We start from the raw sequence: 13,670 nt of genomic DNA on the forward strand, positions 1-13,670 counted from the left end.
GCCGACGCACCGCCCTCGGCCGCACCGGAAGCCGAGTCCCGGGGCACCATCACCACCAGCGAGAGGGCGACCCCCGCGCCGAGTCCGGCCAGCACCAGCAGGGCGGCCCTCGGGTAGCGCCGCCCGGCCGGACGGCGCGGCTCGGCAGGTGCCCCTTGAACCGGCCAGGCGTCGGCCGCGGCCGGACCGCCCGCAATCTCCTGGGTGTCCGCATCGGCCATGGGTGGCGCCTCGGGCGGGAGTTCGGTGCCCGGCGGCCGGAAGAGGTCGAGTTCCTCCATCCACCCCTCGACCGGCCGCTCCGAGTCGTCGTCGTACTCCGGCGTCGCACGGAAGATCGCGGTCGGCTCGAGCACCTCGCGCCCGGCCGGTCGGTCCGGATCGGGTTCGGCTGCCATACAGACCTCCTTATGCGCCCCACACCATCACGCGGGGATACGGACGCGGGCCCGGGAGAATTCAAGCCGATCGTGATCGGGGCATACGCGGCGCCGGTGTGGCGTGCCGCCACGGGGTAATTCCTCCTGAGAGGGTGCCCATGGCCTCGGGGACGTCGAAGGGAGCCGTGAGATGGAGCGGACCACATGCTGTGTGGTGGGCGGCGGGCCCGCCGGGATGGTCCTCGGACTGCTGCTGGCGCGGGCCGGGGTGGAGGTCACCGTCCTGGAGAAACACGGGGATTTCCTGCGCGACTTCCGTGGCGACACGGTCCATCCCAGCACGCTGCGGCTCCTGGACGACCTGGGTCTCGCCGAGCGGTTCGCGGCCCTGCCGCAGCGGCATGTGCACTCCGTCCAACTGCCCATCGGACGGGACGGTGATCTGTTCACGGTCGGAGACATCAGCTCGCTGCCGGGAAAGTACAACTACGTCGCGATGGTGCCGCAGTGGGATCTGCTCGATCTGCTGGCGGACGAGGCCAAGCGGGAGCCCACCTTCCAGTTGCGGATGAACACCGAGGTGACCTCCTTCCTCATGGAGCGCGGACGGGTCACCGGAGTGCGCTACCGCCACCGCGTCTCCGGCTCCACCGGCGAGCTGCGCGCCACCCTCACCGTGGCCTGCGACGGCCGGGGGTCGCTCGCCCGCGTCCTGCCCGAGCTGGGGCTGCGGGAGTTCCCCTGCCCGATGGACGTCTGGTGGTTCCGGCTGCCGCGTGAGGAGCGCGACCCGCGGGGGCTGGTGGGCAACGCCGGTGAACGCTATCTCACGGCCATGATCGACCGCGGGGACTACTGGCAGTGCGCCGCCCTGATCCCCAAGGGGGCCGACGACGCCTGGCGCGCCCAGCCCCTGGACCAGTTCCTCGCCTCGTTCGCCGAGGCCACGCCGTGGATACGGCGGGGTGTGGCGGACCGCGAGCCCCGCCCGCGGTCCTGGGACGAGATCAAGCTGCTGGACGTCCGGATGGACCGGCTCCGCCGCTGGCACCGCCCCGGGCTGCTGTGCATCGGGGACGCGGCCCACGCGATGTCGCCCGTGTTCGGGATCGGCATCAACCTCGCCGTCGAGGACGCGGTCGCCGCCGCCCGCCATCTGGCCGGGCCGCTGCGGAAGGGCACCGTGGGCCTCGCCGACGTACGCGCCATCCAGAACCGGCGGTGGCCGACCGCCGCCGGGACGCAGATACTTCAGCGGATCGCCCACGCACGGGTCATCGAGCCGCTGCTCCAGGGGCGTTCACCGGCTCTCGCGGGGCAGCCGCTGCGGCTGACCCAGGTGCTCACCAAGGCGCCCTGGCTGAAGCGGGGGCCCGCGTACTTCCTCGCCTACGGCGCGGGCCGCGAGCGGCCCCCGGCCGCGTCGCTGCGTCGCTCCGGATGAGCCCGAACGCACCGAACCGGGGTGCGGAATCCCTCCGCACCCCGGTTCCGGACGGACATCTTCAGACGATGCCCTCGGCGATCTCCGCCTGTTCGCGCGCCGTGCCGTACGCGGAGGGCGTGTTGTACGAGCGGCGGGCCACGAACCACCAGATGGTGGCCAGCAGCAGCACCACGGCCAGGGCGATCGAGGCGTAGTTCATCGAGTCGGCCGTCACCGGGCTGGACTGCGGCAGACAGAACAGCACGGTCACCACGGCCACCCACACCACCGCGATCCAGCCCACCGGTTTGCTCCAGCGGCCCAGGTGCCAGGGGCCCGGCTGGAACCGGTCCCCGGCGCGCAGCCGCAGGAAGATGGGGATGGCGTAGGCGGGGGTGATCCCGATGACGTTGATGGCGGTCACCGCGCCATAGGCCGTCTCGGAGTACAGGGACGGCAGGGCCAGCACACATGCGACCGCCACCGACAACCAGACCGCGTGCACCGGCGTCTGGGTACGGGAGCTGACCCGCTGCCACAGCCGTGAGCCGGGCAGCGCGCCGTCCCGGCTGAAGGCGAACACCATCCGGCTGGCCGCCGCCACCTCGGCGTTTCCGCAGAACAACTGCGCCACGATGACGATGAGCAGCATCGCGGTGGCGCCGCTCGTCCCCAGGGCGTCGATCAGGATCTGCGCCGGGGGCACTCCGGTGGCGCTCTTCTGCGTACCGGCGTAGTCCTGGATGGCGAAGGTGAGCCCGGCCAGCAGCACGAACCCGGCGACCCAGGACACCCAGATGGCGCGGACGATCCCCCGGGCGGCGAAGACGGAGGCGTTGGAGGTCTCCTCGGACAGATGCGCGGAGGCGTCGTAGCCGGAGAAGGTGTACTGGGCGAGCAGCAGTCCTATCGCGCCCACGTACAGCGGATTCGACCAGCCGGTGTTATTGACGAATTCGGTGAAGACGAATTCGGGCGACTGGTGGTGGGAGGGCACGATCGCCAGCGCGCCGACGATGATGGCGACACCGGCCAGATGCCACCACACGCTGACCGAGTTGAGCACGCTGACCAGCCGCACCCCGAACAGATTCAGCGCCGCGTGCAGCAGCAGAATGCAGACGAAGATGACCATGGTCGATTCCGGTGTGGGATCGAATCCCCACTGGAGGTTGAAGAGCGCGCCGGTGAACAGGGCGGCGCCGTAGTCGATTCCGGCGATGGCCCCGAGCAGCCCCAGCAGATTGAGCCAGCCGGTGTACCAGCCCCAGCTCCGTCCGCCCAGCCGGTCGGCCATGTAGTACAGCGCCCCCGAGGTGGGATAAGCGCTGGTCACCTCGGCCAGGGCGAGCCCGACACAGAGGACGAAGAGCCCCACTCCGGCCCAGCCCCACATCATGACCGCGGGGCCTCCGGTGTCCAGCCCGAAGCCGTACAGCGTCATGCAGCCGGAGAGAATGGAGATGACCGAGAAACTGATGGCGAAATTGCCGAACCCGCCCATACGGCGGGCCAATACGGGTTGATAGCCGAGCTCACGCAGCCGCTGTTCGTCGTCCCGTTGGGGAGCGGGACCCGAACTCGACCATGCCGTGGACATGAATGTACCTCCCGAATGCTGGGGCGGGCGAGGGTGGTGGTACGGGTGGGAAATCGATCTGGCGGACGGGCGGATGGGGAGCGGTGGTCGCAAATGCCGGGGAGGCCCCCGGTTCAGCCGTTGGCCCCCGGTCTTGGCCCGCGGGCGCCGGCCAGCGAGCGGACCCGGGCGCGAAGAAACATTTCTTCAGCCACGGCGCGGTCGGTGGGGTCGGAGGTGCGGTAGGCCCAGGGGAGCGGGGTGAAGTACGGGCCCAGCGCCTTGAAGACGCGGGCCGCGTCGGAGAATCGCAGCGCGCCCCACAGGGCGTGCGCCAGATGGTTGAGATCCAGCAGTGAACTCGTCGTGAGGTCGGCGTGGTCGAACCAGCCGTGCAGCGCCTTCTGGGCGTCCCGGGTGGCGTCCTCGGTGGCCCAGTGCAGATCGAGCGCCTTCTCGTAGCCCCGCTCCTCGCGGTACCGCTCGACATGCACATACAGCGGCAGCACCTGGAGCGCGGACTCCCCGGGCGCACCCGAGGACACCCACTGCACGAAGTTGACCGCCTCGGCCAGCGAACCCCCGGCCCGCCGGGCGTACACGAACTGGAGCATCCGGTGGTACGCCTCGCGGTTGTGCGGATCGCGCCGGTCGGCCTCCGCCAGCAGCCCCCAGGGCCCGGGGAACAGCAGCGGACCGGGCGGGGGCACCCGGTGCTCCTCCTGCCGCTGCTCCTTGTCCAGTTGGGCCAGGGCCAGCAGACACACCCACGGCACCGGGTCCGCCGGGGAGTGGTGCGCGGCCAACTGGCAGGACTGCCACGCCTCCCGCCACAGCTCCCGGGTGCGGGGATGTCCCTCGCGGTGTGCGCGCACCGCGCGTTCCACCCCCACCCGGGTGCCCATCACCAGCGCCGCCACGCTCTGCGGCTCCTCGGCCCGCCACGCGTCCACCACGGTGGATCCGGCGGCGGCGGTGGCCAGCACCTGGGTGCGCTGGGTCCACAGCGCCCAGGTGGGGGTCTCCGCGAGCAGATTGCGCATCGATATCCAGCGTCCGGTGCGCAGATCCTGTAGCGCGATGCGCAGTCCGCCGTCAAACCCCGCGGGGTGGTACACGGGGCGGAACTCTTCCTCGGGCATCGGATGACTTTCGTACGGAGCTGACGTACCGGACGCGGAGAGTGAGGGGCCAGGGGGATGGTTGCAGGGATCCTATAGTCCCGCCGAGGCGACTCGGTCACGGGGGACCACGGGGCGTGCCCGGATCGGCCGTCTTGACGCCCGCCCCGCGACTGCACCAGGCTTTCCGGCAAGATCTCCGCGCACCGTTCCCCGACCCGAAGCGATCCACCCGTCCCGAGCGAAGAACCGGACATGCTGCCCAGAGAGCGTCGCCACCGCACCCCGGCCGACCCCGCGACCGGTCCGGTCCTCGCCGTCGACCAAGGCACCTCGGGCACCAAGGCATTGGTGCTCTGTCCCGAGCGCGGGGTGATCGGCTCCGCCGAGGTCTCCGTGCGCCCCCGCTATCTGCCCGGCGGACTGGTCGAGGTCGATCCGGCCGCGTTGCTCACCTCGGTCCTCGAGGCCGGCCGCCAGGCGCTCGCGGCAGCGGGGGAGCCGGTCGTGGCGGTCGGGCTGGCCAACCAGGGCGAGACCGTGCTGGCCTGGGACCCCGTCACGGGCGACCCGCTGACCGACGCGCTGGTCTGGCAGGACCGGCGGGCGCGGACGGTGTGCGAACAGCTCGCGCCGCACGCCGAGACCCTGCGCGAACTCACCGGACTGCCGCTCGATCCGTATTTCGCGGCGCCCAAGATGGCGTGGATCCGGCGCCATCTGACCGGCGAGGGCGTGGTCACCACCAGTGACGTCTGGCTGGTCCACCGGCTCACCGGCGCGTTCGTCACCGACGCCGCCACCGCAGGGCGCACCGGGCTGCTCGACCTCGACCGTGTCGCCTGGTCCCCGAAGGCACTGGACCTCTACGGGCTGACCGCCGAACGGCTGCCGCGCGTCGTCGACGCCGCCGGGCCCGTCGGCACCACCACGGCCTTCGGTGGCGAAGTCCCGCTCACCGGGCTCCTCGTCGACCAGCAGGCCGCCCTGCTGGCGCAGCGGGTGACCGAGCCGGGCACCGCCAAGTGCACCTACGGCACCGGCGCCTTCCTCCTCGCCCAGACCGGGGACCGGCCCCGGCGCGGCCCCCATGGCCTGGTCTCCTGCGTGGCCTGGCGGTTCGGCGGGCGCACCAGCTACTGCCTGGACGGCCAGGTGTACACCGCCGCCTCCGCGGTGCGCTGGCTCGGCGACCTGGGGGTGATCCAGGGGCCCCAGGACCTCGATCCGGTCGGCGGGACCGTGCCCGACACCGGGGGAGTCACCTTCGTACCGGCGCTCGCCGGACTCGCGGCGCCATGGTGGCGCGGCGACCTCAAGGGCTCGCTGACCGGCCTCGGCCTGGACACCACCGCCGGGCATCTGGTGCGCGCCCTGTGCGAGGGCATCGCCGCCCAGGTGGTGGAGATCGCCGAGGCGGCAGCCTCCGACCTGGGCGCGCCGCTGACCGTCCTGCGGGTCGACGGGGGGCTGACCCGCTCGGCGTTGCTGATGCAGACCCAGGCCGATCTGCTGCAACGGCCGGTGGAGGTGTCGGCGCTGCCGGATGTCACGGCGCTGGGCGTGGGCGCCGCCGCGCGGCTGGGGCTCGACCCGGGCCTCACCGTCGAGGAGGCGGTCCCGGCGTGGGAGCCCGCCGCCGTCTACGAACCGCGGATCAGCGCGGAGCGGGCCGCCGAGCGCCTGGCCGGTTTCCGTTCGGCCGTGGCCGCGCTGCTGGACCAGGCACCGGCGGCCGCCGCCCACGACTGAGGACCCCGCTGAGGACATCCGCCCAGGACCGCCGTGCACCAGGAGCCGTTCGCACCACCGAGCATCCGCACCACCGAGCAAGGGACCACAATGACCGTCACGACCACCGGTGACCTCCCCGGCGAGGTCTACGACGTGGCCATCATCGGCGCCGGGGTGGTCGGCACCGCCATCGCCCGCGAACTGGCCCGCCACCGGCTGCGGATCGCCCTCCTCGAGGCGTCCGACGACGTCGGGAACGGCACCTCCAAGGCCAACACCGCGATCCTGCACACCGGTTTCGACGCCACCCCGGGCACCCTGGAGGCCCGTCTGGTGCGCGAGGGCTACCAGCGGCTGACCGCCTACGCCGCCGAGACCGGCATCCCGCTGGAACCGCTCGGCGCGCTCCTCGTCGCCTGGGACGCCGAACAGCTCGCCGCACTGCCGGCACTCGCCGAGAAGGCCGTGCGCAACGGCTACGACGAGACGAGCATCCTCGACGCGGACGCGGTCTACGCCCGCGAACCCCATCTGGGACCGGGCGCCCTCGGCGCGCTCGAAGTCCCCGGGGAGAGCATCATCTGCCCCTGGACGACGACACTCGCCTACGCCACCCAGGCGGTGCGCGCGGGCGTCGCCCTGCATCTGAACTGCCCGGCCGGGGCCATCATCACCGGCGAGGACCACCACGAGATCGCCACCCCGCGCGGGGTGCTGCGCACCCGTCATCTGGTCAACGCCGCGGGGCTGTACTCGGACGAGATCAACCGGCGGCTCGGCCACGAGGAGTTCACCGTGACTCCACGCCGCGGCCAGTTGATCGTCTTCGACAAGTTCGCCCGCGGCCTGGTGGACCACATCCTGCTGCCGGTCCCCACCGCGCTCGGCAAGGGCGTCCTGGTGGCGCCGACCGTGTACGGCAATGTGATGCTCGGCCCCACCGCCGAGGACCTCGGCGACAAGACCGCCACCGGATCGACGGCGGACGGCCTGGCCTCGCTCCGGGAGAAGGGCGCGCGCATCATGCCGGAGCTGCTGGCGGAGGAGGTCACCGCGGTCTACGCCGGGCTGCGCGCCGCCACCGAGCACGGCGACTTCCAGATCCACGCCGACCCCGGCCGGCGGTATGTCGCCGTGGGCGGCATCCGGTCCACCGGACTCACCGCCTCGATGGCGATCGCCGCACATGTGGCGGAGCTGCTCACCGAATGCGGTCTGGACCCCGGGCCCGAGCGGGAGATCGAGCCCGTGCGGATGCCCACCATCGGCGAGGCGTTCCCGCGCCCCTACCAGCGCGCCGATCTCATCGCCGCCGACCCCGCGTACGGCACCGTGGTCTGCCACTGCGAACGCGTCACCCGAGGCGAGATCCGCGACGCGCTGACCGCCACCGTGCCACCGGGCTCGCTGGACGGCATCCGGCGCCGCACCCGGGCCCTCGGCGGGCGCTGCCAGGGATTCTTCTGCGGCGCCGCGGTGCGCGCCCAGTTCGACGCGGCCACCGCGGCCCAGGACCGGACGGAGGCCCGGCGATGACCCCCACCGACCGTACCCACCGCACCGTCGACGTGCTGGTCATCGGGGCCGGACCGGCCGGACTCGCGCTCGCCGAGCGGCTGGCCGCCGCCGGGGTGGACCGGGTCGAGGTCCTCGACCGCGAACAGCACGCGGGCGGCATCCCCCGCCACTGCCACCACACCGGATTCGGACTGCGCGATCTGCGCCGGGTGCTGACCGGCCCCGACTACGCCCGCCACCACATCGCCGCCGCCATCCGCGCCGGAGCGGACTTGCGCACCTCGGTCACGGCCACGGGCTGGGCGGGCCCGAGGACCGTGGACATCACCGGCCCGACGGGCCTGGAGCGGATCACCGCCACGGCCGTCGTCCTGGCCACCGGCGCCCGGGAACGCCCGCGCAGCGCCCGGCTGGTGCCCGGCACCCGGCCGGCGGGTGTCCTCACCACCGGCCAGCTCCAGCAGGCCGTCCATCTGCACCAGCAGAACGTCGGCCGACACGCCGTCATCGTCGGCGCGGAACGCGTCAGCTACTCCGCGGTGGCCACCCTGCGCCGGGCCGGGGCCGAGGTCGCCGCCATGGTCACCGACCAGCCCCGCCACCAGACCCATTTGGCGCGCCACCTCGGCACCCGGCTGCGTTATGACTTTCCGCTGGTCACCGACGCCACCGTGGCCGAACTGACCGGCCGAGGGCGGCTGGAGAGCGTGCGGCTGCGGCACCGGGACGGCAGGACGGCGGCCGTCGCCTGCGACACCGTGGTCTTCACCGGCGACTGGATCCCCGACCACGAACTGGCCAGAAGCGCCGGGATCGCCCTCGACCCCGGCACCCGCGGCCCGGCCGCCGACGCCGAGTTCCGCACCGGCGAACCCGGGGTCTTCGCCGTGGGCAATCTGCTGCACCCCGTGGAGACCGCCGATATCGCCGCCCTCGACGGCCGGTTGGCCGCCGGGCCGGTGCTGCGCCATCTGGCCGGCCGGCCGTGGACTCCCGGTGCGCTGCCGGTGCGGGTCGAGGCGCCACTGCTGTGGGTCTCGCCCAACCGGATCGCCCCGGACGGGCCCCGCCCGCCGCGCGGCCGGTTCACCCTGCGCACCACGCGGTTCCTGACCCGGCCGGTGCTCACCGTCGGCCAGGACGGCCGGACGCTGCACCGCGGGCGGCTTCCCCGCACGGTGGCGCCGGGCCGGCCGTTCCACCTGCCCGCCGACTGGATCGCCGGGGCCGACGCACACGGCGGCCCCGTACGCATCACGGTGGACTGACCGGCCTACGGCGCACCGACCGGATCCCGGCGCACCGACCGGCTCTCAGCCGAGGTCGCCGGGCGCACCGCGCAGCCGCTCCATCTCGCGCCGGTCGCGCTTGGTGGGGCGGCCCGCCCCGCGGTCGCGCAGCCCGATCGGCACGGTGTACTCGCGCGGCGGCGGAGGCGGGCTGTTGTCGACGAAGCACTCCGCGGCCACCGGCGCGCCGACCCGCTTGCGCACGATGCGCGAGACGACCACGACCCGGTCGCGCCCCGCATGGCGCAGCCGCACCTCGTCCCCGGGCCGCACCGGCTGCGCGGGCTTGACGCGCTCGCCGTTGACCCGGACGTGCCCCGCGCGGCAGGCCGAGGACGCCATGGAGCGCGTCTTGGTCAGCCGCACGGACCAGATCCAACTGTCCACCCGTACGGACCCCTCGTCTGAAGCCATACCCCGACTCTAATGTCTAAGGTGCGACGCATGAGCGCACATTTCGACGTGGTGGTTCTGGGAGCCGGCCCGGGTGGCTATGTCGCCGCGATCCGCGCCGCCCAGTTGGGCCTGACCACGGCCGTCGTCGAGGAACGCTACTGGGGCGGCGTCTGTCTGAACGTGGGCTGCATCCCGTCCAAGGCCCTGCTGCGCAACGCCGAGCTGGCCCATCTGTTCATCCATGAGGCCGAGACCTTCGGCATCCGGGTGACCGGCGAGGTGACCGTGGACTACCGCGACGCGTTCGAGCGCAGCCGCAAGGTGGCCGACGGGCGGGTCAAGGGCGTCCACTATCTGATGAAGAAGAACAAGATCACCCAGTACGACGGGCGGGGCACCTTCACCGGGCCCCACGAACTGCGGGTCACCCTCACCGGCGGTGACACGGAGACGGTCACCTTCGGCCACTGCGTCATCGCCACGGGCTCGCTCACCAATCTGCTGCCCGGCACCTCCCTCAGTGAGCGGGTGGTGACCTACGAGGAGCAGATCCTCGCCCCCACCCTGCCCGGCAGCGTCCTGATCGCGGGCGCGGGCGCCATCGGCGTGGAGTTCGCCTACATCATGCACAGCTACGGGGTGCAGGTGACGCTGGTGGAGTTCATGGACCGGATCGTGCCCCTGGAGGACGAGGAGGTCTCCGCCGAGCTCACCCGCCGCTTCCGCAGGCTCGGCATGAACATCCTGACCTCCACCCGGGTGGAGGCGATCAACGACACGGGCCCCGCGGTCAAGGTCATGGTGACCACGGGCGGCCAGCGGCAGACCCTGCAAGCCGCCCGGGTGCTCCAGGCCATCGGATTCCGGCCGCGGGTGGAGGGATACGGGCTGGAACACACCGGCGTCCGGCTGACCGAGCGGGGCGCCATCGACGTGGACGGCCGCTGCCGCACCAATGTGCCGCATATCTTCGCCATCGGTGATGTCACCGCCAAGCTGATGCTGGCGCACGCCGCCGAGGCCATGGGCATCGTCGCGGCGGAGACCATCGCCGGGGCCGAGACCATGGAGCTCGACTATGTGATGATCCCGCGCGCCACCTTCTGCCAGCCGCAGATCGCCAGCTTCGGCTGGACCGAGACCCAGGCGCGGGAGCGCGGCTTCGACGTCCGGGTGGCGAAGTTCCCGTTCACCGCCAATGGAAAGGCCCAGGGCCTCGGCGACCCGGTCGGCTTCGTGAAGCTCATCGGCGACGGCCGCCACGGCGAGCTGCTGGGCGGCCATCTCATCGGCCCCGAGGTCACCGAGCTGCTGCCCGAGCTCACCCTCGCCCAGCAGTGGGATCTGACCGCGCACGAGGTGGCCCGCAACATCCACGCCCACCCGACCCTCAGCGAGGCGGTGAAGGAGGCCGTCCACGGGCTCGCCGGACACATGATCAATCTGTGACCGCCGATGCCCCGCCCCGGCCGCCACCGGGTGTGCGACCGGGGGATATGCGCTAGACAGAGCTTGTGAAGGTGCGCTCGGCGCTGGGCTCGCGCAGTGTCGGCGGGCAGGTGTGCGCCCTGATGCTGATCATCGTGACGCTCCTGGTGCTCGCCGCGGGTGCCACGCTGTCCCTCCAGGCCCGCGGCAGCCGGGACAGCCAGGCCCGGACCACTGCCCTGACCGTCGCGCGGACCGTCGCCCTGGCCCCCGGCGTCCAGCGGGCGCTGGAGTCCCGCAACCCCTCCACCGCCCTCCAGCCCTTCGTCGAGAAGGTCCGGCACCGGACCGACGTCGACTACATCGTGGTGACCTCCCCCCGGGGCATCCGCTGGACCCATCCCAATCCGAAGCTGATCGGCAAGCGCATCGACCGCAGCCTCTATCCGGCCACGGCGGGCCGGACCTTCACCGACAGGGTCCCGGGCATCACCCGCTCGGCCCCCTCGATCCGTGCCGCCGTGCCGGTCACCGACGCCCGGGGCCGGGTGATCGGCATCGTCAACGCCGGGGTCTCCCTCCCCTCCGTGTCCCGGACGGTCGGCCGCCAACTGCCGATGATCTACGGCTCCACCGCGCTCGCCCTCGTCCTGGGCGGGGGCGGTGCGGCACTGGTGGCCCGGCGGCTGCGGCGCCAGACCCACCGGCTCGGCCCCGCCGAGATCACCAGGATGTACGAACACCACGACGCCGTGCTGCGCAGCGTCAGGGAGGGAGTCCTGATCATCGACGACGAGGGGCGGCTGCTGCTCGCCAACGACGAGGCGCTGCGTCTGCTGGGCCTCACGCCCGACGCGCACGGACGGCAGATCACCGACGCCGGACTGCCCCCGGAGATCGCCGGGCTGCTCGCCTCCGGCCGTGCGGCCACCGACGCGGTGTATCAGGTCGGGGACCGGCTGCTGGCGGTCAACCAGCGCCCGGCGGAACAGGACGGACAGCCCTGGGGCAGCGTCGCCACCCTGCGGGACACCACCGAGCTGCGTGCCCTGACGGACAAGGCCGACCGGGCCTACGCACGCCTCCAGCTCCTGTACGAGGCCGGCGTCCGGGTGGGCAGCAGCCTGGACATGGAGGGGACCGCCCAGGAACTGGCCCGGGTCGCCGTGCCGCGCTTCGCCGACTACGCCACCGTCGATCTGGACGAGGCCGTACTGCGCGGCGAGGAGCCGGGCGACCGCGACTCGCCGTTGCGCCGGGCCGCCTTCAGCGGTATCCGGCAGGACTCCCCGCTGCGGCGGGTCGGTGAGCATGTCTCCGCCTTCCCCGTCACCCAGCGGGCCGGCGGCACCGGTCAGGCGCGGGTGTTCCCCGTGGAGCGACTGCCGTCCTACCCCGACTGGACGCCGCAGGAGCCGGAGCGGCTGGGGTGGCTGGTGGCGTACGGCATCCGCTCACTGCTGACCGTGCCGCTCAGCGGGCGTGGCGTCCGGCTGGGCCAGGTGGCGTTCTGGCGCTCGGGGGACGCCCCGCCGTTCGACGAGGAGGACCGGTCCTTCGCCGAGGAGCTGGCCGGCCAGGCGGCCGTCGCCATCGACAACGCCCGCCGCTACGCGCGCGAGCACGCCACCACACTGGCCCTCCAGGAGAGCCTGCTGCCGCGCGGCCGCCCCGAACAGCAGGCCGTCGTCGCCGCCCAGCGCTATCTGCCCGCCCCCGGCGGGGTGCGAGGCGACTGGTTCGACGTCATCCCCCTGTCGGGGGCCCGGGTCGCCCTCGTCGTCGGCGATGTCGTCGGCCACGGGCTGCATGCCGCCGCGACCATGGGCCGGCTGCGCACCGCCGTGCTCAACTTCTCCGTCGTGGACCTTCCCCCCGATGAGCTGCTCGCCCGGCTCGACGACGTGGTCGACCAGGTCGACCGGGAGGAGACCGCCGTCAACGGCGGCATCGGGGCGGCGGGGGCCACCTGTCTGTACGCGGTCTACGACCCGGTCTCCCGGCACTGCACCCTGGCGCGGGCCGGTCATCCGCCCCCGGCCGTGGTCCACCCCGACGGCTCCGTGTCCTTCCTCGACCTGCCCGCCGGACCGCCGCTGGGGCTCGGCGGCCGGCTCTACGAGGCGGCCGAGACGCATCTGCCCGAGGGCAGCCGCCTCGTCCTCTACACCGATGGGCTGGTCCGGGACCGCGAACGGGACCTCATGACCGGGCTCGACCAGCTCCGTGACGCCCTCACCGATGCCGACCCCGACCCGGAGCGGGCCTGCGACGCCGTGATGGCCGCCCTGCTGTCGCCGCGCCGTACCGACGACGTCTGCCTGCTCATCGCCCGTACCACCGTGCTGGACGAGCGCCGGGTGGCCTCCTGGGAGCTGCCGCCGGACCCGGAGGTCGTGGCCCGGATGCGGGCGGCCGTCGCCCGCACCCTGGCCGACTGGAACCTGGAGGAGGCCGCCTTCACCACCGAGCTGGTGGTCAGCGAGCTGCTCGGCAACGCCATCCGGCACGCGGTCGGCCCCGTGCGGCTGCGGCTGATGCACAACCGCGCACTGATCTGCGAGGTCGCCGACGGCAGCACCACCGCACCGCATCTGCGCCGGGCGGCCACCACCGACGAGGGCGGCCGCGGGCTGTTCCTCGTCGCCCAGATGGTCCAGCGCTGGGGCACCCGCTACACCAGGAACGGCAAGATCATCTGGACCGAGCAGGATCTTCCGGACGCGGAACGCGCCCCGCGGTGACACCGGCCCGTACGGACCGGGCCCCGGCCGCCGTCCGCCTGACACCGGCCGGCCC

General features: G+C 72.8%; 9 protein-coding genes and 1 pseudogene. 6 read left to right on the forward strand and 4 right to left on the reverse strand.

All coding sequences use genetic code 11. From position 1 onward, the window contains the following. Window positions 1–398: pseudogene (locus KN815_RS17910) on the reverse strand (hypothetical protein); the annotation flags it as partial. A gap of 172 nt (window positions 399–570) precedes the next feature. Here KN815_RS17910 and KN815_RS17915 point away from each other — a divergent pair. Then, entirely contained in the window at window positions 571–1,824 is a 1,254-nt protein-coding gene (locus KN815_RS17915; RefSeq protein ID WP_216342938.1) for an FAD-dependent oxidoreductase, read from the forward strand. A 61-nt stretch (window positions 1,825–1,885) separates the two neighbouring features. Here the strand turns inward: KN815_RS17915 and KN815_RS17920 are convergent, their stop codons facing one another. Together KN815_RS17920 and KN815_RS17925 are read right to left on the reverse strand one after the other, a co-directional pair. After that, window positions 1,886–3,406: an amino acid permease gene (locus tag KN815_RS17920; RefSeq protein ID WP_216342939.1), complete on the reverse strand. Its 1,521-nt coding sequence runs from the start codon at window positions 3,404–3,406 to the stop codon at window positions 1,886–1,888. Between the two features lie 113 nt (window positions 3,407–3,519). Continuing rightward, window positions 3,520–4,527 carry a hypothetical protein gene (locus tag KN815_RS17925; RefSeq protein ID WP_216342940.1) on the reverse strand — a complete coding sequence of 336 codons (1,008 nt, stop codon included), beginning with the start codon at window positions 4,525–4,527 and terminating at the stop codon, window positions 3,520–3,522. A gap of 234 nt (window positions 4,528–4,761) precedes the next feature. Between KN815_RS17925 and KN815_RS17930 the strand changes: the two genes are divergently transcribed. The 3 genes from KN815_RS17930 to KN815_RS17940 all read left to right on the forward strand — a co-directional run bounded on the left by KN815_RS17930 (window position 4,762) and on the right by KN815_RS17940 (window position 9,026). Then, on the forward strand, window positions 4,762–6,258 hold the full coding sequence (locus tag KN815_RS17930; RefSeq protein ID WP_216342941.1) for an FGGY family carbohydrate kinase: 1,497 nt from the start codon (window positions 4,762–4,764) through the stop codon (window positions 6,256–6,258). Between the two features lie 90 nt (window positions 6,259–6,348). Further along, the gene (locus tag KN815_RS17935) at window positions 6,349–7,776 is read left to right on the forward strand and encodes an NAD(P)/FAD-dependent oxidoreductase (RefSeq protein WP_216342942.1); all 1,428 of its coding nucleotides are present in this window, start codon (window positions 6,349–6,351) and stop codon (window positions 7,774–7,776) included. Further along, window positions 7,773–9,026, forward strand: coding sequence for an NAD(P)/FAD-dependent oxidoreductase (locus tag KN815_RS17940; RefSeq protein WP_216342943.1), 1,254 nt, complete (start codon window positions 7,773–7,775; stop codon window positions 9,024–9,026). The genes KN815_RS17935 and KN815_RS17940 overlap by 4 nt, the downstream gene beginning before the upstream one ends. Window positions 9,027–9,071: 45 nt before the next feature. On the opposite strand, the gene KN815_RS17945 is transcribed toward KN815_RS17940, so the two are convergent. After that, on the reverse strand, window positions 9,072–9,461 hold the full coding sequence (locus tag KN815_RS17945; protein ID WP_216342944.1) for an RNA-binding S4 domain-containing protein: 390 nt from the start codon (window positions 9,459–9,461) through the stop codon (window positions 9,072–9,074). 30 nt (window positions 9,462–9,491) lie between these two features. On the opposite strand from KN815_RS17945, the gene lpdA reads away from it, so the two are divergent. Together lpdA and KN815_RS17955 are read left to right on the forward strand one after the other, a co-directional pair. Further along, window positions 9,492–10,892, forward strand: coding sequence for a dihydrolipoyl dehydrogenase (gene lpdA, locus KN815_RS17950; RefSeq protein ID WP_216342945.1), 1,401 nt, complete (start codon window positions 9,492–9,494; stop codon window positions 10,890–10,892). Between the two features lie 71 nt (window positions 10,893–10,963). Then, window positions 10,964–13,615, forward strand: a complete 2,652-nt coding sequence (locus KN815_RS17955; protein WP_216342946.1) for a SpoIIE family protein phosphatase — start codon at window positions 10,964–10,966, stop codon at window positions 13,613–13,615. Window positions 13,616–13,670: the final 55 nt, after the last annotated feature.

Source organism: Streptomyces niphimycinicus, from assembly GCF_018883605.1.
Taxonomy (GTDB): Bacteria; Actinomycetota; Actinomycetes; order Streptomycetales; family Streptomycetaceae; genus Streptomyces; species Streptomyces niphimycinicus.

Bases quoted from the DNA above. Each gene is read 5' to 3' on its own strand.
- KN815_RS17925 (WP_216342940.1), bottom strand. From the start codon at position 4,527: ATGCCCGAGGAAGAGTTCCGCCCCGTGTACCACCCCGCGGGGTTTGAC.
- KN815_RS17920 (WP_216342939.1), bottom strand. From the start codon at position 3,406: ATGTCCACGGCATGGTCGAGTTCGGGTCCCGCTCCCCAACGGGACGAC.
- KN815_RS17940 (WP_216342943.1), top strand. From the start codon at position 7,773: ATGACCCCCACCGACCGTACCCACCGCACCGTCGACGTGCTGGTCATC.
- lpdA (WP_216342945.1), top strand. From the start codon at position 9,492: ATGAGCGCACATTTCGACGTGGTGGTTCTGGGAGCCGGCCCGGGTGGC.
- KN815_RS17930 (WP_216342941.1), top strand. From the start codon at position 4,762: ATGCTGCCCAGAGAGCGTCGCCACCGCACCCCGGCCGACCCCGCGACC.
- KN815_RS17915 (WP_216342938.1), top strand. From the start codon at position 571: ATGGAGCGGACCACATGCTGTGTGGTGGGCGGCGGGCCCGCCGGGATG.
- KN815_RS17935 (WP_216342942.1), top strand. From the start codon at position 6,349: ATGACCGTCACGACCACCGGTGACCTCCCCGGCGAGGTCTACGACGTG.
- KN815_RS17945 (WP_216342944.1), bottom strand. From the start codon at position 9,461: ATGGCTTCAGACGAGGGGTCCGTACGGGTGGACAGTTGGATCTGGTCC.